At 68.3% G+C, this 20,686-nt stretch carries 11 protein-coding genes and 2 pseudogenes; 6 read left to right on the top strand and 7 right to left on the bottom strand.

Going from position 1 to position 20,686, the window contains the following annotated elements:
- Positions 1-40 precede the first annotated feature (40 nt).
- Both QR77_RS03460 and QR77_RS03455 read left to right on the top strand, forming a co-directional pair.
- A complete protein-coding gene (locus tag QR77_RS03460; protein ID WP_040019589.1) occupies positions 41-2,464 on the top strand; it encodes an ATP-binding protein in 2,424 nt (807 codons plus the stop codon).
- A gap of 34 nt (positions 2,465-2,498) precedes the next feature.
- Positions 2,499-2,729, top strand: coding sequence for a hypothetical protein (locus QR77_RS03455; protein WP_040019588.1), 231 nt, complete (start codon positions 2,499-2,501; stop codon positions 2,727-2,729).
- Positions 2,730-2,792: 63 nt separating this feature from the next.
- On the opposite strand, the gene QR77_RS03450 is transcribed toward QR77_RS03455, so the two are convergent.
- Positions 2,793-3,587 (bottom strand): FHA domain-containing protein, encoded by a 795-nt coding sequence (locus QR77_RS03450; protein ID WP_236710529.1) that lies wholly within the window; start codon positions 3,585-3,587, stop codon positions 2,793-2,795.
- A 169-nt stretch (positions 3,588-3,756) separates the two neighbouring features.
- Between QR77_RS03450 and QR77_RS03445 the strand changes: the two genes are divergently transcribed.
- Complete coding sequence (locus QR77_RS03445; RefSeq protein ID WP_040019585.1) at positions 3,757-5,385, top strand: serine/threonine-protein kinase; 1,629 nt, start codon at positions 3,757-3,759, stop codon at positions 5,383-5,385.
- 1,767 nt (positions 5,386-7,152) lie between these two features.
- On the opposite strand, the gene QR77_RS03435 is transcribed toward QR77_RS03445, so the two are convergent.
- Positions 7,153-9,705, bottom strand: a complete 2,553-nt coding sequence (locus tag QR77_RS03435) for a glycoside hydrolase family 97 catalytic domain-containing protein (RefSeq protein ID WP_347359768.1) — start codon at positions 9,703-9,705, stop codon at positions 7,153-7,155.
- A gap of 282 nt (positions 9,706-9,987) precedes the next feature.
- On the opposite strand from QR77_RS03435, the pseudogene QR77_RS44855 reads away from it, so the two are divergent.
- The 3 genes and pseudogenes from QR77_RS44855 to QR77_RS48215 all read left to right on the top strand — a co-directional run.
- Positions 9,988-10,089 (top strand): annotated as a pseudogene (locus QR77_RS44855) (IS5/IS1182 family transposase); the annotation flags it as partial.
- A 340-nt stretch (positions 10,090-10,429) separates the two neighbouring features.
- Complete coding sequence (locus QR77_RS03425) at positions 10,430-12,898, top strand: DUF3395 domain-containing protein (RefSeq protein WP_201778791.1); 2,469 nt, start codon at positions 10,430-10,432, stop codon at positions 12,896-12,898.
- A 467-nt stretch (positions 12,899-13,365) separates the two neighbouring features.
- Positions 13,366-13,611: pseudogene (locus QR77_RS48215) on the top strand (transposase); the annotation flags it as partial.
- 396 nt (positions 13,612-14,007) lie between these two features.
- Here QR77_RS48215 and QR77_RS03420 read toward each other — a convergent pair.
- The 5 genes from QR77_RS03420 to QR77_RS44850 all read right to left on the bottom strand — a co-directional run bounded on the left by QR77_RS03420 (position 14,008) and on the right by QR77_RS44850 (position 20,554).
- Entirely contained in the window at positions 14,008-15,222 is a 1,215-nt protein-coding gene (locus QR77_RS03420; protein ID WP_236710527.1) for an MFS transporter, read from the bottom strand.
- Between the two features lie 636 nt (positions 15,223-15,858).
- Positions 15,859-16,614, bottom strand: a complete 756-nt coding sequence (locus tag QR77_RS03415) for a biliverdin-producing heme oxygenase (RefSeq protein ID WP_078876465.1) — start codon at positions 16,612-16,614, stop codon at positions 15,859-15,861.
- A gap of 234 nt (positions 16,615-16,848) precedes the next feature.
- A complete protein-coding gene (locus tag QR77_RS03410) occupies positions 16,849-18,825 on the bottom strand; it encodes a vWA domain-containing protein (RefSeq protein WP_040019579.1) in 1,977 nt (658 codons plus the stop codon).
- Positions 18,822-20,093 carry a KH domain-containing protein gene (locus QR77_RS03405; RefSeq protein WP_040019578.1) on the bottom strand — a complete coding sequence of 424 codons (1,272 nt, stop codon included), beginning with the start codon at positions 20,091-20,093 and terminating at the stop codon, positions 18,822-18,824. The genes QR77_RS03410 and QR77_RS03405 overlap by 4 nt, the downstream gene beginning before the upstream one ends.
- The gene (locus QR77_RS44850) at positions 20,090-20,554 is read right to left on the bottom strand and encodes a hypothetical protein (RefSeq protein WP_040019577.1); all 465 of its coding nucleotides are present in this window, start codon (positions 20,552-20,554) and stop codon (positions 20,090-20,092) included. The genes QR77_RS03405 and QR77_RS44850 overlap by 4 nt, the downstream gene beginning before the upstream one ends.
- Positions 20,555-20,686: the final 132 nt, after the last annotated feature.

Below are 20,686 nucleotides of genomic sequence, written 5' to 3'. Positions count from 1 at the left end.
AGCGCCGCGACCCGGGCGTTGGAGAGGACGGGGGAAGCAGATGCCAGAGAACAACGGTGCTCCGGAGGCTGTCGAGCGGATCCGGACCGGTGATGTGTCCGGAACGATGGTCGTAGGCCACCACAACACCGTGAACAACCTGACCATCAACACTGGGTCCGGTTCGACCTTCAAACTGCACACAGGGCCGCTGCCGGATCCGGTCAAGCGCCAACCGATCTCCCATCTGCCGCGGTCCGCCGTCGAGCCGCTGATCGGACGGGCGCGGGACCTGCGCTTCCTGCAAGAGGCGATCGGGACACACCAGTTGGTGCAGGTCTGGGGCGCGCCCGGGGTCGGCAAGAGCGCGTTGCTGCGCCACCTCGCGTGCACGATGGCGCCCGGGCACGATGGCGCGGCCTATGTCGAAGCCGGCGGACGTACGGCCGATGACATCGCGCAGGCGATATTCGACATCAGCTTCGACGCGCCGAACTACAAGCCGTCGCTGGAGGTGCTGAAGGAGCGTCTGAAGACCCTGCGGCTGCGGATCTACCTGGACGACGCGGGGCTCGACGAGAAGGACCTGCGCCGGCTCTTCGACATGGCCGAGCAGTCCACGTTCGTCTTCACCTCGCAGCAGCGGTCCGCGGTCGACGGGGTGCACGCGATCCAACTCGCAGGACTGACGGCCTCGGCGGCGGCGGAACTGGTGGCGGCGCTGCTCTCCCGCGGGTTGCGGCCCGACGAGGTGCCGGTCGTGGACGCGCTGCGCGACGCGGTGGACGGCAACCCGCTCCGGCTGCGGCGCATCGCCATGGCGGCCGCGACCGGCAAGGGCCTGCCGGGCATCGCCGATCTTCCCGAACTGCTTCCCGCGCTGCTGAACAAGCTCCGGCCGCAGGAGCGCGACCTGCTGTACCTGCTCGGTTCGCTGTCCGGCGCCGAGTTGGCCGCCCGGCATCTCAATGATCTGCTCCGTCTGCCGGACAGCGGCGCGCTCGCCGACGGTCTGGTGCGACACGGCCTGCTGGTCTCCTCGGAGACCGGCTACGCCTGTCCGCCGGATGTCGCCGAGTGTGTGCTGAACACGCGGAAGACGGAGTTCCCCGCCGATCGGCTCTGCCAGGCGTTCACCGTGTGGGTCGAGGCGAAGGACACCGCTCCGGACGACGTCGCGGCGCACTTCCAGGCCCTGGACGTCGCGGTGCTGCGAGCGGAGCGGAGCGGACACGCGCGGCTCGGCGCGGCGCTGGCCCGTGCCGCCTCGCCGAAGCTGGCGCTGTCCCGGCAGTTCGACGCGTGGGGCAGCCTGCTCGGAGTCGGTTGGGCGGCGGCGAGGAGCGCGGGGGACACGGAGGGTGAGGAGTTCTTCCTGAACGAGGCTCGCACCCGCCGCAGGGCGATCGGCCGGGCCGCGCAGACGACGGCCCTGGCGCTTGAGGCGGAGGTGCTGTGGCATGAACTCACCGCCCCGCACGCGCATTCGACGGCCCACCAGGTCGCCGGCGCGGCGTCCACCACGGCGCCGCCGATCGCCACACCGCCGGTCCACCCGGTCACCCCGACGCACGGCGCGGTCCACACGCAGGCCATCACTCACCCGACCGTCTCCACGTCCGCCACTTCGGCTCCCGCGCACACGCCCTTGATGGCCCACGCGGCGAGGCCGGTGGTCGACCTGTCCCATACCGCCGCGCAGCCGCACGTCGTCGTGAACGCGGCCGGCGCGCACTCAGCCGCACCGATACCCCAACGGATCGACCTCTCGGCGGCGCATTCCTCCGTCGCCCCGTCGACGCACGCCGCGAGCACCACGACGACCACGGCGAGTACAGGCCACACGGGGGTGGCCGCCGTCGGTGCGACAGGTTTCAAGACCGGAGTATCGGGACTGGTCCTCGCCTGCTCGCTCGGCCTCGCGGCCGTGCTGGGCGTGGGTGCCATCGTCTCCACGAACGATCAACCGACTTCGTCTTCAGTCGTCGTGCCGAGCCCCGTCATCACGTCGAGCCTGAGCGACGACACCGCACCCGCCGACGACACCCTGCCCGCCGACGACACCTCGCCCAGTGTCGATCCCCTGTGCGCGACAGTGCTCCCGCAGTTGACGTCAGAGGCCCAGCAGTACGACATCGATGCGGACGCAGTGGACGCCGCGTTCGACTCGTACAACAGTGCTGTGGGCGACTACAACACGGGCGCGACGTCCACCGTTCCCGACGGCAGCACGGTGGTCTCCTCCGCAAAAACCGTCGTCACCGACCTGAACGCCACCGCGTCCACGTTGCAGCAGGCCATATCGGAAGCTCAGGACAGCTCCGTGGAAGCAGACCTCAACAACATGCTGACCGCCACTCAGGACTTGGCGAGTCAGTACGAGGCAATCGGACCCGATGTGTCAGGCGCCGTGCTCGAAACATCGAGTCAGAGCTCGGCGATGCAATCTGCCGTGGAAGGCCTGCTGACCGACTGCGGCGCCTGACCTCCCCTGAGACCCAGCAAAAGAAAGGCAGGCCATGCCCGTGGAATCCACACACGGAGACATCCACACCGGGGACGTCTCCGGCACCTTTGTCGTAGGCGACAACAATCGCGTGACGAACACGACGCCTCACCCCGACCCGCAGCAGCCGCAGCCGCCGCAGCAGCAGAGCTCCGCGAAGGACAAGGCAGCCGCCTTCGCAGTCCAAGACGGCATCATGCACGTCACGTACAACGCCGCAGCCGAGCGTGCGGCGCAGGGCTGAGAAACGCCGCGTGCCCCGGCCGACGATCGGCCGGGGCACGTACTCTGCGTTCCGCTCAATCCTTCAGTCCTTGTCGGCCAGCAGCTCCAGGTCCTGAGCACTCAGCGTCGCCGTCTTCAGCAGTTCCCTGATCAGGTTGACACTGAGTGTCGAGCCGACCGGCTCGCCGACCTCGTCGCGCAGCAGTCCGCGCACGCCCCGGCGGTGCAGCCGTTCGCGCACGTCCTCGACCGTGTTCGCGACCGACTTGTAGGTCCAGGACTTGGTCACGTAGGGGGAGGCGTTGACCAGACGGGCCGTGTCCTCCCAGGCCAGCGGGAGCGGGAAGGCGTCGTGGCCCTCCAGGTAGCGCCGGGCGAGCGCGGTGAGCACCAGCCGCTCCTGCGGGGAGAGTTCGTAGACCGTCTCGGGATCCACGGTCTCCGCACCGCTCGTGGAGCGGGGATTGTGGTCGTCCTCGTCCACGACGCGGACCTCCACCAGGTGGGAACGCCGCTTGGACGAGTTGATCACCAGCGGGGTGTACCCGGACTCGATGAGCCGCTTGTGGCCGGTGAGCATCAGCACGCCGTTGGGCAGTTCGATCGGCAGATTGCCGGTGTTGACCAGCCACCAGTCGCCGTCCGTGGCCGTGCAGGTGAACACGCCGTGCCGACGGCTGACGGTCGGGTCGCCGACGCCGACCGGCACATGCACGTCCTCGCGGTCGCGCCCGAACAGCAGCGTGTACCGGCGAGGCGGCACGGCGTACCCGCCCTCCGGACCCAGTAGGAAGATCGTCCCCGGCGGCGCCGAGGGCACTCTGTCGGAGGGACTGCCCGGCGGCAGCATCTGGGGTGGGAAGTTTCCGTATGCCATATCGCACACCTCCGGCTCGGCTCGCGTCAGTGTATGAGCGCACCGCGAGGACCGGTCCTCCCCCAGAGGCGCGCCGGGGAGGGCGCGCGCGACGCCAACTCGTTTTGCCTCGCCGTGACTTGCTCGATAGCCTGCCCGCCCGTGAACGCGAGCGGTCGGGGAACTGCTGATGATGGATAGCACGATCGCCGAACTGCTCGGCGCGGACGATCCGCAGGAGATCGGCAGCTTCAACATCATCGGTCTGCTCGGCGTCGGCGGCATGGGCGAGGTCTACCTCGGGGCGTCCGACAAGGGCTATGCCGCCGTCAAGCGTGTCCGGCCACGGCTGGTCTCCAGCGAGCGCTTCGAACGTGAGGTCGGCATCCTCTACCGTGTGCCGGCCGGGGTCGGGCCGCGGGTGCTGGCGAGCGACGGCACCGCCGAACGTCCCTGGTTCGCCACCGAGTACGTGCCCGGCCTCACCGTGGACGAGGCGGTCCGGCTGCGCGGCCCGCTGCCCGTCGAGGCGCTGTGGCTGCTGCTGGCCGAGACGGCCACTCACCTGTCGGTCGTGCACGAGTTCGGGGTCGTGCACCGCGACGTCAAGCCCGGCAACGTCATGCTGGTGCGGGACGGCGTGAAGCTGATCGACTTCGGCATCGCGCGCGCCGCGGACCAGGCGAGGCTCACCAAGAGCGGTGGCAGCTACGGCACGCAGGGATTCTCGGCACCGGAACAGCAGGCCGGGGACGAGGACGTGGACGCGCCCGCGGACGTCTACTCGCTCGGGGCGCTCGTGCTCTACGGGGCTTCGGGCCGCACGCCCGGTGTCGTCCCCGACGTCGAGCCGCTGCGTGCCGTGGACGCCGACCTGGCCGCCGTCATCGGGCCCTGTCTCGCGACCGGCCCCGGAGCCCGCCCCACCGCCGGCGAGGTGGCGGAGGCGGCCCGCGCACACCTGCCTGTTCCTCCTCCCTCCTGGCCGTCCGAGGTCATGACACGCATCGCCTCGCGACGTGCCTTCGCCGCGACGCCGGTCGGCAAGCTGGAGACCGTCCCGCCGCCGGACCGGGATGCGGATCCGACGCCTGAGACCGCGCCCCCGTCCGCCGCGTTACCTCGCCGCCCGCGCAAACGCCCGCTCCTGCTCGCGACCACCGCAGTGATCGTCCTCGGCGCCGGCGCAGCGTTCGTGAACGTCCCGTTCGGCTCCCGGCACAACGGCGCCGCGCATCCGTCCGACAGCGCGTCGGTCAGCGTCGAGCCCGTGGCCGGGGCGACACGGACGTCCTCCGCGAGCCCGAGCCGTTCGGACTCGCCCACCTCGCAGTCCGGGCACCCGGCCCCGGTGGCCCCGGCCGGTACGGACACGACCGTCCCGGCGAGCGCGTCCAGCACGCGTTCGCCCTCCGGCCCCGTCACGACCGCCGCGTCTTCGGCAGCCGCCACCCGCGTCACCTCGTCGTCGATCAGCGGTGTCAACGGAGGCGACGACCCGCAGCAGGTCAAGGGCTCCGAGGCGGACACATCCTGGGTCGGCAACGACGCCGCCTGCTCCGCCTGGCTGGACGACAACGGCTCCGGGGAGCTGGCAGGCGTCCTCAACACCTCCCTGGGCCAGAGCTGCGGCGCCGAGCTGTACCGCAACGACGGCATCGCGTACACGTTCCAGGCCTCCGTGGGCGCCACGAAAACGAGTTTCGTCTCGGACGTCGGCCACACGATGTATATCTGCGTCTGGAACGCCAACGACCGATCCGACGAGCAGTGCTCCGCCCGCTTCGCCATGAACGGCAACACCCCGGTCAAGGAGTGAGACAAACGTGCACGACTCATGGGCCTTCCGAGCCGCAGGGGAGGCCGGCGCGGCTCATGTGCGCGGGCTGTTCGGGCATGCGGACGAGCGTATGGGACTACTGCCACGGGGCTTGCACCTGGACGAATCCGCTCCGTTCCGGCTCAAGGGCCCAGCCGGGGTTTGGTATTCGATGGGATGTTGCAATTGGCGATTTCGCTACGGAGGAACTCCTGTGATTCGAGCCGTCGCGCCGTCGTCACTCATGTCAGGGTCGGGCCATGATGAATGCCTGGTGCCGGGCAGGGCAAGATAGTTTTGTTCGTCCGGTACGCGCTGCAGATGCCGACCGCCATCGATATGTACCGACGTGACGGCAACCCCGAGGTCAGCGGCCGGACGTTCCTGGAGGGATACATGACGGGTGACCAGGCCGAGATCTGCGGAGAATTGATCCCTCGGAACTCTTCAAGAACTACATGACCGCCGCCTTGAACGGCGCCCCAGGCTGGCCGCCGCGTAAGGCATGGTCGTCCAAGCCGCTGCTTCAGTGCGAGAACGATCCGAACTGGCGCGGTCTTTCTGTGTGTTGGGCAGGTTCCGGTCCGGCCGTGGGGGCAGTTTTCTCATTGGGGCGACGGACGTGCGGAGGCCCGGGTCGCGCGTGCATGAGTTCGGGATGGGTCGCTCGCGCTTCACCGCGCCTCGTGCGCGATGAAGCCTTGCCGTTCGTAGGTCCCTCTGGACTCCGTCACTGGCCGAATTCCTCAACGAGACAACAGGACAGTGCGCAGTGGTTCTGTTCAAGACCGACAAACCCCTCGGTGGAGGTCTTTATGACGCCTCCGGTGGCCGACCGGTGGCCGGACGCCTTCGGTGGACCACGTAACACGCGGCACTACAAGCCAACCAGTTGTATGCGCTCGAATCAGGCAGAACAGCACCAGACGGCATGGCCGGGCACAACACAACACGAATGCCCACGGTCTTGTAATGCGTGGGCCTGAGTCTGCTGTGCTACGACCACAAGCCGAGGACCGTCCACGTACGAGTCGGTTCGTGTGGTTCGTCGGCGTCGGTGCTACCCCAGAGGATCCAACTGGCAGGGACTTTTCAGGGACTTTCAGCTCTGTCGGAGGGACTTTTCAGGGACGATCCGCCGTGCGAGCGGGAAGGCCCGTGACAGAGCTGAAAGACGGGAAACACCTGATCAGCGGCTGTTTCTCAGCACTCGATGATGTTCACGGCGAGCCCGTCGCGCGCTGTCTCCTTGTACTTCACGATCATCTGGACCGACCCTGCTGACTCGTGGGGCTGGGTGGGTATCTTGACGGTTGCCTTAGCGGAGGTTGGCGGACACGAACGTCGACAACACGGATCGCCAGGTCCGCCTGAGCTTCCTGGGTTGATCAAGATCGTCCTGGGAGCGGCCGCCAAATCTCCGTACTCCGCGTGCGCGAAACGGAGAAGCTGTGCGCGGTACGGATCTGGATGTGTTCGAACGACCCTACGACGGTTGTGGAAGGTGTCTGCTGGGCGTCCGCAGGCTTTCCCGCAGGAAGTTGGCCGGCTCCTCCCCGGAGCGTCAAGGCGAGGAGGTGCTTACCGCTGCCTCATCGGTCGGTGGTCACATCACCGGCTGGACCGGAGCGCGATCTGGACGGCTTCCTCGCGGAAGCCCGGCGAGTACTTGCTCGGTGGCGCCACTTCATCCTCGTTTCCTGTTCAGGGCAAACCTATTGGGTCCCTGTCCGGAAACATCGGGGCACCTCACCCGGACCCGACCGGTTACCGGCGGGCGGTGCCGGCGGCGATGTGCAGCCGTGCGTCGGCCCAGTCCGCGTGGTCCGAGTCGTTACCGTCGCCGCCGTCCGTCACGCGCAGGGTCAGCTGCCGCACGCCGGTGACGTCGATGTCGAAGGCATGGGCGGCGTCATTCGGCCCCATGACCTCGCTCGTGCCCAGTACCTTCCCGTCGCCGATGACTTCGAAGACCACGGAACCCTTGTCCGGCTTCTCCTCGTCGATGCCGACGTCGGCGCTGAAACGGTCATAGGTACCGCCCAGGTCGACCGTCACCTCGGAGGGCGTGTGCGCGCCGAGCCCCTTGTCGTAGGTCCGGTCGCCGATACGCAGCGGGCCCCCGTCGCCCTTGGCCGACTCGCCGTTGGACGTGTCCCGCTCGACCGGGCCCCAGCCGTTGCTCTCCGCCGTGAAGGGGAGATTGCTGACGTAGTCGATGCCGGGCGGCGACACGAAGACACGGGCTTGCCTCTGCAGACTCAGTTTCGGGGCTGTTGCGCCCGTGGCCGGGTTCCGATAGGTGACGGTGACCGGAATTTCCGTCCAGCCGTAGGCGGGCTGCTCCGGCACGGTGATCCGCCAGTCCGCGGTCAGCGGCTGACCGGTGGCCAGCTCGGCCGCGGTCGCCCCCGGCCCCTCGACGCTCCAGCCCTCCGGGGCCTTCGTGCTGAGCGTGACATCGGTGACCGGACCGAACTCGTCGATCGCGAAGCTGCCGTCGAGCTGCACCTCCGTGCCCGGATCCGCCGCGATCTGCCGCGGGTCCACCGTCAGCGTGCCCGAGGGGACATGGCGTACGGGCTCGTCGCAACCGGCCCGGCCGGGCACAGCACGGCAGACGATCGCGGCGAATCCACCGTTCTCGACACCCGGCACCTTCAGGGTGTCGTGGCGAGTGAGCAGGCGGCTCTCCCGGACCAGACCGTCCGAGCCGTCGCGGACCACATCGACGCGCCACTTCCCGCCGCTCAGGAAGTCCAGCGGCACCCGGTGGGTACGAGCCGCACCTGCGGCCATCTCACCCAGGAACCATCGGGCGCCACTGCGGCGTGCGAAGCCGGCGCTCCGACCGGGCGCGCTGCCCTTCAGTAGCTTCGTCTCGTCCCAGACCGTCGGCACCTGCTCCAGGAAGCGGGCCAGTTCGGGACGGGCTCGGTACTCCTCGATGCTGCCCGCGAAGTTCTGCAGACCCGACTCGAATATGACGGACAGGGCCAGTTCCGCCGCATCGGATGTGTTGCGCTGACCGAACTGGAAACCCATCGGGGTGAAGTCCATCGACCCGACGACGTTACGGGTGAACGGCAGCGTCGCGATGTTGTCGGCCCGGACGTCGCCCTGCTCGGCCCCGTGCACCGCCTCCATCGACATCACCTGCGGCCAGGTGCGCTGGATGCCGTTCGGGATCGTGGAGCCGTGGAAGTCGACGAGGAGTTTGCGCTCGGCTGTGGCTTTGAGTATTTCGTCGTACCACTGATAACGCTCACGGGTGTCGGAGTCCATGAAGTCGATCTTGAGGCCGGCGGCGCCCCACTCCTTGACCTTGTTCAGTTGCGCGTCACGCTTGGCGGCGGTGTCGAGGTCCGTCCAGGCCATCCACAGCAGGATCTTCACTCCGCGCCGTTTCGCGTAGTCCATGAGCTGCGGCATCCAGTCCGTGGTCTTCCAGCCGTCGTCGACGAGGGCGTACTGCCACCCGTGCGCCGCGGCGTAGTCCACGAACTTCTCCTGCGTCTCCAGGCTGCGCTGAGCCTCGTTGAAACCGGCCAGCCATGACCAGGCGACCTTCCCGGGTTTGATCCAGGAGGTGTCGCGAATCCGGGACGGCGGCGCCAGGTCGTCGATGAGGGTGGACTCGGTGACGGTCGCGAGATCGCCGATGACGGCGGCGCGCCACGGGGTGGTGAGTGGTCCGTCCGAGTGGACCTCCTTGTCGGCAAGCGCCACCTCGTAGCGTCCGGTGCCCTGTTCGTGTACGAGACGGCTGCCGGAGTACCGGCCGTCGAGGTCCGACTCGGCGAGTACGACGTTCTGGTCGCCCACCTGGAAGAGCGCCGGGTAGCCGTACTCGCCGCTGCCCGCGGAGGCCGCGGTGGTCCGGTCGTAAGGCTGTTCGTGAGGGGCGGAGTAGGCGCTGAGCCACGCCGGCGAGGAGGCCGGGAGCTGGAAGGCGGAGTCCTCGTGCTCGACGGTCATGCCGTCCTTGCCAGGTAGCGCATAGCGGTATGCCACCCCGTCGTCGGCGGCCCGGACCACCAGATCGAGGCGTGCACCGTCCTTCCCCTCGAAGGCGAACCGCGACTCGTTCATGTGGACGGACCGCCGGAGCTGCTTGCCGACGGTCGTCGTGTACTTCTCGTCGACCGCCCGGCTGCTGCGGTGCAGCAGGTGCAGGTGCGAGGTCAGATCCGCCTGATCGGTGACCACACCGACGGGCGCGGGTTCGAGGACCGTCCGTCCGTTCCGCCGGACGGAGAAGTCGAGCGAGCCGTCGGTCCGGTCGAGGGTGACGACTGCGGTGGGCCCGCCACGCTGCACGGTCCATGACGTGGCCGCGGGGCCGGAATGTGAACCGACAACGTTATCAGGCAATGCGCTCGCCGGGTTGGCCAAAGCCAGGGCCAGTGCGGCGCTGACTGCCGCAACCATCAGCGCCATGGGGCCGCTACGCAGGTTTCGCCGTCTCATCCAGTCCTCCGTATCGGAACCGACCAACTATCAACAACACCGGACGACTTCGCGCAGTACTGGTGATTGCTTACCGGTCGGAACGAAGCCTGTAAACAGACTGCACCGGAATCGTTTCACCGCACACGACCTATGGAGACCTGGAAGATCCTCCGCGACTGCCGACTCAAAGGCGATGGTGTCCACCACGCCATGCTCGGCGTCGCCCGTCCGCACAACCTCAACCTCGCCGGACAGGTAGACGCCCGGACCGTCCGCCCCATCGGAGCGAAGGAGAGATTGAAACGTTCAATGGCGTCAGACGTGGCCGGGTGAGGTTTCACGCCGAGGGACGGCACAGACGACTTGTGTACTGCGCATTGCCTGAATCGAGACAACTGGCTTAGCCTGTCGCACAGTTTGAATCGAATCAACGGCATCATCATCTACGTGCGCTGTCCACTGTTCGATGCCGGTGAAGGAGCACGACGGGCACTGGTCGGCTGACTGGCCGACCAGTCTCTTGCCGAGTGCGTGGTGTGCGGACCGGGGGCATTCCGCCCATCCATTGATGTCGCGTCAGGTCCCGTGATGAGTGCGGAGACAGCCGCCGCTACCTCGCCCACATGGCCGAGAAGGGTGGCCATTCCATCTCTCAGTCAGGAAGCATCGTATGGTCACTCGTAGAACGTTCCTGTCCGGCTCGGCGGCCGCGGCGATGGTCGGCGTCACTTCGGAGCCCGCCGCCGCGGCTCGAACACCGGCCGATGCCACGTCGGTGCGTCCGATCGATCGGCAATCCGTCGTGGCCCGCCATCGAGTCGTGCGCGGGAAACTCGACACGCAGAGCCCGCTGCAGGTCGGCAATGGCGGGTTCGCATTCGGTGTCGACGTCACCGGGCTGCAGACGTTCGTCCCCTTCAACACCATGTCCGACTGGGGATGGCACAGCTTTCCGCTGCCGCCCGGCCAGGAGCCGTCGGACTTCCGCGGCCAAACCTGGGACACGCACGGCCGCCCCGTCGACTACCCCATCCCGAATCCGGACCAGCCGGACCTGTCGTCGTGGCTCTACGCCAGCCCGGCTCGCATCAACCTCGGACGTATCGGTCTGGAGCTGGCCATGCCCGACGGCCGCGCCGCCGTCGCCGGCGATATCACGGGAATCCACCAGGAACTCGACCTGTGGACCGGCGTCGTCGACAGCCGGTTCGAGATCGCCGGTGAACCAGTGCACGTCCGCACCTGCTGCCACCCCGATCACGACACGGTCGCTGTGGAAATCGACTCGCCGCTCGTCGCTGCCGAGCGGTTGGCGGTCTTCCTCGACTTCCCCTACCCCGACAAGCAGGAGTTCGCCGCGTATGTCGGCACCTACGGTGCCCCCGACGCCCACGAGACGACGGCGGCGACACGCGGGCACAACCACGCCGACATCACACACCGCCTGGACTCCACCGAGTACCACGCCGCGCTCGCCTGGGAAGGCCACGGGGTGTTCACCGGACTGGACTCTACCGCCGGAGAACTCGTCATCCGCACTGCGCAGTACGGAACCGACGGTCATTGGGCCGACGTCACCGGCAAGCTCGCACAACTGGTCACGGACAATTCGCTCATCCTCCTTGTCAACTACCTGAACCTCGGCGACCCGGCGCCCGGCCTGGCCAAGCGCCTGGTTCTCGGTTACACCTACGCGGGCCAGGACCACGACATCGTCGTCCCGGACGACCAGAACCTGTCGATCGGGGCAGCGGCCAACCGGCATCGCTACCGTCTCGCCGGCGACCGCCACGCCGATCGGCTGCGGTTCACCTGCACGTTCGCGCCCACGCCGTCCGGGTCGGGGCCGACGCCGAGCGCGACCTTCGCGGCGAGCACGCGGGCTTGGCGGCAGTACTGGCTCTCCGGCGGAGCGATCGACCTCTCCGCGAGCACCGACCCGCGCTGGACGGAACTGGAGCGGCGTGTCGTGCTCTCCCAGTACCTGATGCGCGCGAACGAGGCGGGCTCGCTGCCACCGCAGGAATCCGGGCTCGTCAACAACGGCTGGAACGGCAAGTTCCACATGGAGATGTACTGGTGGCACGGTGCGCACTGGGCGCTGTGGAACCGCTGGCCGATGCTCGACCGCAGCCTGGACGTCTATGAACGCTTCCACCGGTCGGCGCGCGAACGCGCGGAGTCCCAGGGCTTCCGCGGAGCGCGCTGGCCGAAGTGCACGACGGCCGACGGGCGCGAGTCACCACACGCCATCCACGCCCTGCTGGTGTGGCAACAGCCGCACCCGATCTTCCTGGCCGAGATGAACTACCGGGCGCATCCCGACGAGAGCACGTTGCAGAAGTGGCGCGACATCGTCTTTGACACCGCCGACTTCCTCTCCTCCTGGGCCTTCTGGGACGAGGTCACGTGCCGCTACATCCTCGGCCCGCCCATGTACATCGTCTCGGAGAACACCGACCCGAAGACCACGCAGAACCCGACGTTCGAGCTCGCCTACTGGCGCTTCGGCCTGCGGGTCGCGCAGCAGTGGCGTGAACGTCTCGGCCTGCACGGCGACCCGGGGTGGCAGCGGGTCCACGACGGGCTCGCGCCGCTGCCGGTGCAGGACGGCACGTACGTCCTGCATGAAGGCGTCCAGAACATGTGGACACAGTGGAACAACGAGCACCCGGCCCTGATCGGCCCGTACGGCTGGCTGCCGGGCGACGGCGTCGACGTCCCCACGATGGCCCGCACGGCCGAGAAGGTCTTCACCGGCTGGCAGTTCGACCGGACCTGGGGATGGGACTTCCCGATGCTCGCCATGTGCGCCGCGCGGCTCGGACGCTCCGACGACGCCGTGGACTTCCTGCTGCACCCGGCCGCGGGTTTCCAGTTCGACGACGCGGGCCTGGCAACCGGCGGACCGTTCCCGTACTTCCCGAGCAACGCCGCGTTGCTGTACGCCATCGCGTTCATGGCAGCCGGCTGGGACGGCGCACCCGACCGGCATGCGCCGGGCTTTCCAGCAGACCAACGCTGGACGGTGCGCTTCGAAGGGCTGCAGCCGGCCCTATGAGTTCAGGAGTGAGTGACGCATGCAGGACGGCTGCGGCGGGGTGCCCCGGTAGCCGCGCCGGGTCGGCCGGCGTGATCGTTACGTGTGTTCTACCGTGCACAGAAAACTTCCTGACGACCCTCCACCGGGCGTCGCCTGGACCCTCGGGCAGGTATCCGAGCCGGACGGTCTGGTCCGGAGCGCTGACAAGACGTCGTGCATATGGTGGTAGGTGGTGCGAGACGACCTGCTGGCGCAGGACATCGTAGGTGTCGAGCCCGACGTAACCCGTCGCGGCGCGTATCGAGCTGTGCTCACTGAGTCAGCCGAGCGATCCGCTACGACTCTGCGCTTGAGGTGCTGGCAAGTTACGGGCCGTGGCTGGTCGACTCTGAAACCGCGGCGAGAACCTGGCCGCCAAGAACTCCCAACGAAATGATCTTCAAGGTGGTTGGATCACTTTGTGAACGTTGATCCGGGGGTGCGGGATGGTTCGGCCGAAGCTGTGGGACGTCGATGACGAGTGGTGGGCGGCGATCGAACCGCTGCTGCCCAAGGTGGAATGCAGGGCACGTCATCCGGGCGCAGCGGCATCCGGACCGACCGGTGTTCAGGGCATCGTGTTCGTACTGTGTACAGGGCTCTCCTTGGAACACCTGCCGCAGGAACTCGGCTTCGGCTCGGGCATGACCTGTTGGTACCGCCCGGCCGAGTGGACCGAGGCCGGTGTGTGGCACCGGCTGCACGAGGTTCTCCTCGGCTGCACGAGGTTCTCCTCGCCAAGCTCCGCGCCGCGAACGCCCTGGACTTCTCCCGGGCGGCGGTCGACGGCTCCCACGTCCGGGCCTGAAAAGCGGCTCCAAGACGTGGAACCTCAAGATCCCATTCTCCAGGTGTCCATGATCAAGGGGGGAAGACGCATAGTGCGCTTCGCTGCGGAGTGGACATGAGGCCGTCCTCCCCGAGGCAGGCCGCGCGGACACGCGACCATCGGGGGCGCCTGTTCGAAGCCGGAGGGAGCGTCGCGCACCGCGTCCCCCCGTTGGCGATTGATCGGGGCACCGCACGGTCCTGTCGGGAAGGGCGGCGGCAGCTCACGGGGATCGGGTGCCTTGAAAGCGGCACGGGGGCTACGCGAGTGCCTGCGAGGGCCGGGGCCTGGCCAGTGCGTTCATGGCGAGAGCGCCGATCAGAGGTCCTGGGGCGAGGAGAAGGAAGGCGTAGTGCCAGCCGACGGCTCCGGCGATGGCGGGGACGAGTTGGATGGTCACGACAGTGAGGCCGAAGCCGATCGCAGTCTGGGCGGTCAGGGCGGTACCGACGTAGCGGGGATCGGCCGCTTCGCTGAGCGAGGTCGAGAACACACCCGAATCCGCGATCACAGCCGCCCCCCACACCACACAGAACGCCACCACGACTGCGGCCGAGGCGTGGAAGAGGAAAGGTGAGAGCAGGCAGCACAGCCCACTGGCGAGGAGCGCGGCTCGAGCCGCGGCGGGCCTGCCGAAGCGGTCGGCGAACCAGCCTCCGAGGAGGCAGCCGGCCACCCCGCCGAGCCCCATCGTCACGAAAACGGTGATCTCGACCGAGCCGGGAAGGCTGTGAGCGGCGTCGGTGGCCAGGAGAAAGGTCGGCAGCCAGGTCCACAGGGCGTAGAGCTCCCACATGTGACCGAAGTAGCCGAGGTTGGCGAGGCGAGGGCCGCGCTGGGTGAACATGATCAGCGCGTAGCGGGGGTTTCCCGTCGGAGAGGTCGCCTTGACGTGCGGACCCGCACGTACCACGGTCAGTGCGAGCGCCGACCCTAGGAGCCCTGCCGCCGCGGCCGCGAGGAGGACCCCTCGCCAGGGCAGTGAGCCGAGCCCGGTGATGAGATGCGGCAGCGTGGAGCCGAGGGTGAGAGCCGCGATGAGGATGCCCATGGCCGTACCGCGCCTGGCGCTGGTCGCCCAGGAGGCCATGAGTTTCATGCCCACCGGATACACACCTGCCAGGCACACTCCGGTGGCGAAGCGCAGCGGGACGGCAGCCGGCAGCCCGTGGACGAAGAGAGCCAGCAGGACGGTGCAGGCCGCTGCCGTTGCCGCCGCAACGGCGAGCAGACGCTGGGGGGCGTAGCGGTCGGCGAGACCGAGGACGGTCGACGCGACGGCACCGACAACGAATCCGAGCTGGACCGACGCCGTCAGCCACACGGCGGCAGTGGAGCCGATGCCCCAGCTGGTGCGCAGGCTGGGGACCACCGCCGACATGGAGAACCAGACAGCGAGTGCCAGCACTTGGACGGCCGCTATCGCCGAGCGCTGGACGGACGCCCTCATGGGCGCCTCAATGAACGATGACACGTCGCGTCGTCCTCCCCGAAGCATCGTGCACGGCGCCGACATTCTCGAATGCCCTTTCGGCTGGTCGTGGCAAGGCTACGCGGGCGGCACATACGGAGTGGGGCTCGGCCCTGGCATCGCTGACGGTGCTCTGCGCGGGATCGGCGCAGTCCGTTTCGCGACCGCCACGGACGACGGAGTCCGGGTCACCCCGGTACTCGGCTGGACATCACCACGCCGCTGACCGGTTCGAAACCGTGGCCATGGCGGTTGCCCTCTATGCGCTGGTTGACCTCAAGATCAAGCCCACCGACAGGTCTGACAGAGCCGGGCTGACGAAGAACTACACGCAGCGCATGTCCCGCAAGGGAAATCCAGGAAAGGACGAGTACGACAAGCTGAAGGCCGCGGCAGCCTTGAGAGGTTGCCCTCTGTGCGGTCACCGGGATGCAGAGACCCTCGAACATCAGTTGCCCAAGACGGCCGCAACAAGGCAAAAGGTGAGACCGCTCCGGCGAGCGCGGGCGAGCAAACACTTTCAGCCGCCGGTAAAGTTGCCCCCGCGGTCGAATTCCATGTGAGGCCGCCGACGGCGCGGGTCACCGTCCTCACGACCCGGGCTCACGGACACTTCCGGGTGTCCGGGCTCGCGTCCCTTTACGGGATCACCTGCGGGACGAGGCCGCAGGCTTGGCCTAGGAAGATCCGAACCTGTGGCGGGCGGCCGGGCCCGGTGGGGGTGTGGGCTGTGGCCAGGTCGCGGAACATCGCCTTGTTGAGATGGAAGGCGTGGGTGACCTCGCGGGCGATCCGCTGCCGCTCGTCATCGCCCAGCGGCAGCGTGTCCAGGACGTCCCGGTAACGGCGGCGGTAGGCGGGAGGATCGGCTACCTGGTCGAAGTGGTAGAACAGGGCGCCCTCGTGGACGTGGCCCCAGGCCGTGGCGGCGATGTCGCGGACGATCTGGCCGCCGGCGAGGTCGCCCATGTAGCGGGTGTAATGGTGGGCTACGTATCCCCCTGGCCAGGTCCGTGCGACCTCGCGGACCCGATCGCAGTAGACGCGGGTCGCCCGGCTCGGGACCAGGGCCGGCCGCCAGGAGGGCCCGTCAAGGTGGGCCAGGTCGCGCTCCAGCGCGGGGATCCGCGACAACGCCGGGTCCAGCAGGGGCCGCAGCAGCGGATGATCAGCCAGCGCCGTGGCAGCGACTTCCAGCTCGCGGTAGACAAACCAGAGCTGTCGCGACAATGCGGTGAACGCCTCTGTCCCCAGCCGGCCCGCGAGGAGGTTGGCCATGAACGGCGACTGGCGGGTTGTGTCGTGTTCTGCGCGCATCGCGACGCGCATCAGCGCAGACAGACGTGCCGGGCGTGGCTCCACGGCATCCTCCAGGGGTCGTCCGGCGCCAGGCATCTCTCGCCGCGAGGCGCACCCCACGCATACCGCGTACCAAGCCCAATGATTCGGATCGTCACCCGTTCAGTGCCTGTCCGCGCCTCGACGATCAGTGGAATCGGATACCGTTTTCCGGGTTCCGTCACCCGCCAGAAAAAGACCTCTTCCGCCTGGTTGGCGAAAGGATCACGGTGACGGCCACCGCGTCCGGGCCGGTCCCGGGCGCCTGCATGAAGGACTTCCAGGCGCGGGTCAAAAACCCTGGATCCGGATGCTTCCGTTGTCCGACGGGACGAAGCCCCCGCCCTCCTGCTCTCCGTCATTGTCCGCCGCGGTGGGTGCGGACTTGGCGTTCAGCACGTCGTAGATATCGCCGAGCATCCCGGCGAGCTCCTCCATGAGGCCGAGTTGCAGGCGAGTCCAACCCATGGCGTCGTCGTCGGCCAGGTGGTAGCGGCCGGTGAGCGCGAGGTAGATCTCACCGATGGCCCGCTGGTGCTGCTCCGCCTTGTTGTCGTTGTTCCGGCCGACCTTGTCGTGTGCCGTCTCCAGGCGCATGGTGTGGATACGGCCGAGGCGCCCGTCCCAGATGATCTCGGCGATGCCCGGGATCGGGTAGCTGCAGGTTTCCGGAGGGGAGTTGAGCGCGCTTTCCTGCTGCTCGTGGAAGACCTTGTGCACATCGAGCACCCAGGCTGCGAAGGCTGATCGGCTCCGGACCGGTAGGCGCACGCGGTGCAATGCCCGGATGTCGTTGGTCTGCCGGTAGATGGGCCGACCGATGCGGCGGCGGGAGGCCTCCACGCACGACGAGTACAACAGGCTGATTCGCTCGGCGAGGTCCACTCGCCTGATGTCCGTTTCGCTGCCGGCGGTTTCCCGGATGGCTTCGGCGATCTCGGACTGCGGCCCGGGCAGTCGGCCGGCGCGTGGATGACCGACGGTCTGGGTGACACCCGCGCCCAGTTCGCCGAAGTACTCCCGCAGCACGTCGGTGCCGCCGATGCGGGTGGGATCTCCTCCTCCCACCGCGACCAAGCGGCGTAGCAGCCCGTGGTTGGGGACGATGCTGACGTGTGGTTCGCCCCTGTCGCGCCGGTGGTGTCGTTCCCACCAGGGCCAGAAGGTGGCCTCGTCACTGACCCCGACCGCGTGCAACCGGATACCGAGAGAGCCACTCAGCTCCTCCACCAGCGACACCGGATCGGCGGTGGCGGCGAGCATCTCACCGGTGGCGTCGACCCCCTTCTCCGCCCAGTCGGCGCCGTCGCTGACGAGTACCACCAGGCGCTCGTTGTGCGGTGTGCCGTACCGGTGTAGGAGTTCCGACGCGTGATGCAGCGCCTGGCCGATGTCGGTCCCCGCGTCTTCCGGCTTGAGTAGACCCACCGCGGCGCGGAATTCCTCGATGGTGGCCTCGTCGCCGACCTCGGCCATGCCGCCTGTGCGCGGAAAGACTGGGACGGACCCCTTCGTGAAGCGTACGAGCGCCAGCCGAGTGGGTCGTCCACCGGTGGACAGACGGACGTCGGCCATCTCGCGCAGCGCGCGCTTGAGCGCGTCCATCCGGGTCACGTAAGCATCCGAGCGGCTGCCGAATCGGCCGACATCGCTGCTGTCCAGGACATCGTTCCAGGACATCGAGCCACTGCAGTCGGCGAGGATCACCACGTCGATGCCGGTTCGGTTGCCCGGTAGGAACAAGTGCAGCGTCGTGGTGACGCCGATGCGCAGGAGCCCGGTCAACGGATTCCCGGAGCCGTCGGTGACGCTCCGGACCCGGTACGGGACGCCGTCCGCGTGCAGCCACGTGGTGGCCGACCGTGCCCCGGGTTCGTGCCGGAAGACCTGGCCGTCCAGTGCCGAGGATCCCTGGAGCTGCCGCACGCACGCGTCCGGGAGGGTCTCGGCGCCGGACTCCAGCACGACGGACGCGGCGACGACGGCGGGTTCGGCGCGCAGCAACCAGTCCTCCCCAGGGGCACCGGACAGCGAGGCGGCGCGGGCCAGGTCCTCATGGACCACCACCACTCCCCGCGGTACCTCGGGCAGCGGAACCACTCGCACGGCCCGGCTCCGCTCCAGATCCGAAGCGGCGGGGAAGAGCAGGCCGGCGCACTCGGCGGGCGACTCGACGGCGGAGACGCCGACGCGGTTGTCCGAGACCAGGCCGTCGCCCCCTACGATCACCAGTCGCGTGTCGGGGCCGGAGCGCACGTGGACGTTCATCGCTTCTCCACCTTCACAGTGATGCCCAGCCGGGCACCGAGGTCGCGGATGCCGGATCCGCCGCGCCCGATGAACAGCCCCGTCACGTCTTGTGGGACCCGGACGTAGAGGGTGTTCGCCTTGGGCCGGAAATCCGAGAAGGCCAGACGGTCGGCGAGTTGCGCCTTGCCGTCGGCGATCAGCAGGCCGAGCAACGCGCCGTAGTGGCGACGCCCCTGGTTCTGATCGTCCTGGAAAGCGGTGAGATCCTGCCTGCGTACGGTGGCGTGCGCGTCCAGCAGCGCGATCATCGTCGCGTCGCGCCGATCGTCGGTCAGCCTCGCCCGGAGCCCGTTGAACAGGTCGTCGATGATGCCCATGTCGAGGGCTTCGTCGCGGACATGGATCAGGATGTGGCGGACCACGGACAGTCGGGGGAGCAGGGCCGGTCCGGTCGAACGGGATGCGCTGCGTCGGCGTGCGGCGGTGGCGGCCACGATCTGAAAGACGAGCTCGTCGCGCGACAGTCTGCGCAAGCCGTCGAGATGGGCCGGGCACAGGGCCGGCCCGCGTTTGTGGGGGCCGTAGATCTGCCAGCGTCCGGCATGCGCCGCGCAGATACGGTGCGGACAGGTGCCGTCCGAGCGGGAGACGTGCTCGCACCGGAGGTAGCCGGTCTGTCCGCAGCGCGGTGCCACACAGGTCGGAAACCGGTCGCTGAAGCAGTCCGGACAGTAGGACGTTCTCGCGTCACCTGGATGCGCGGTGCGGTGGTTCGCACACCACGCCCGCTTGTTTCGGCAGAGGGCGCCGTCGCACCAGAACACGCCGGGGCTGTCGCACGCCGGGCAGGCGGGTGCGTGTTCGGGGCACACGGTCCGGAAGGTGCCGTCGAGGATCACCACGTGCCGGTCACACAGCCGGGTTCGGGTGCCGGTGCTCCTGTCCTCGTTGCAGGCGTGGCACTGGAATGGGCCGTAACCGGTGACACCCTGGGCGGCACAGGGCCCGCACGCGTACCGGATCCGCGGGACTTCGAGGATTCCTCGGATGGCGAACCGGGTGTCCGCGTCGAAGATGTCCGGGTTGCCGACCGGGTCGAGCAGTTGGAGCGTCAGGACGCCGCGATTCCCGAGTTCCAGGCGCAGGGGCCGGTGTTCGCGCGGATCCACCTGTACAAGAAGCGGTTCGAGTCCCCGCCAGAGCTCCAGGTAGGCGTCCGCGTCGCGGAGCGGCTCGCGATATTCACGCACGTCGAGGCAGACCGGGACGGGAATCGGATGCGTCATCGCGTCGTCTCCTCGTTCACCGGTCGCTCGCCGTCCGCGGCGACCGGTTCGCCGGGCTCGCCACCGAGGCTGATCAGGAGGAGTTCGGACTTGGCTCGCTGGCCGCCATCGGATCGGTAGACCGTCGAGGTCAGGATGGCCACGGCCATTCCCTCGGGGCATCGCCGAGTACAGCGACGCACCGAGTCGTTCAACACGAGCCGGTCGGCGACCGGTACGTCGGGAGCCAGCAGCGCCACGCCGTGCTCAAGGGCGAGAGCGAGGGCCCGCCGGGACGTCTCGCTCTCCCAGGAGAGCTGTGCGTCGCCGGTGGCGACGATCTGCCGCCGCGGTGGGCGCAGGGCGCGGCGGATCCCTCTGGCCCGGTCCCGGTCCTCCTCGCGCAGATCCCGGTTCAGATCAGGGGTGCCACCAGTGGTCAGGTGCTCGCGCAACATCGCGGTCGGATCGGAACCGGGCACGCTGTCGACCCGGTCCAGGGCAGCGAAGAGGGCGGCGGCCGTCCGGGGGCGGTTGCCCGGTCGGCCGCCCGGTCGTTGCGCTCGGTCGCCTCGGTCGCCTCGGTCGCCTCGGTCGCCTCGGTCGCCTCGGTC

It is taken from the genome of Streptomyces sp. 150FB (assembly GCF_000818195.1).
Taxonomy (GTDB): domain Bacteria; phylum Actinomycetota; class Actinomycetes; order Streptomycetales; family Streptomycetaceae; genus Streptomyces.
This window is presented reverse-complemented; position numbering and strand designations above follow the sequence as displayed.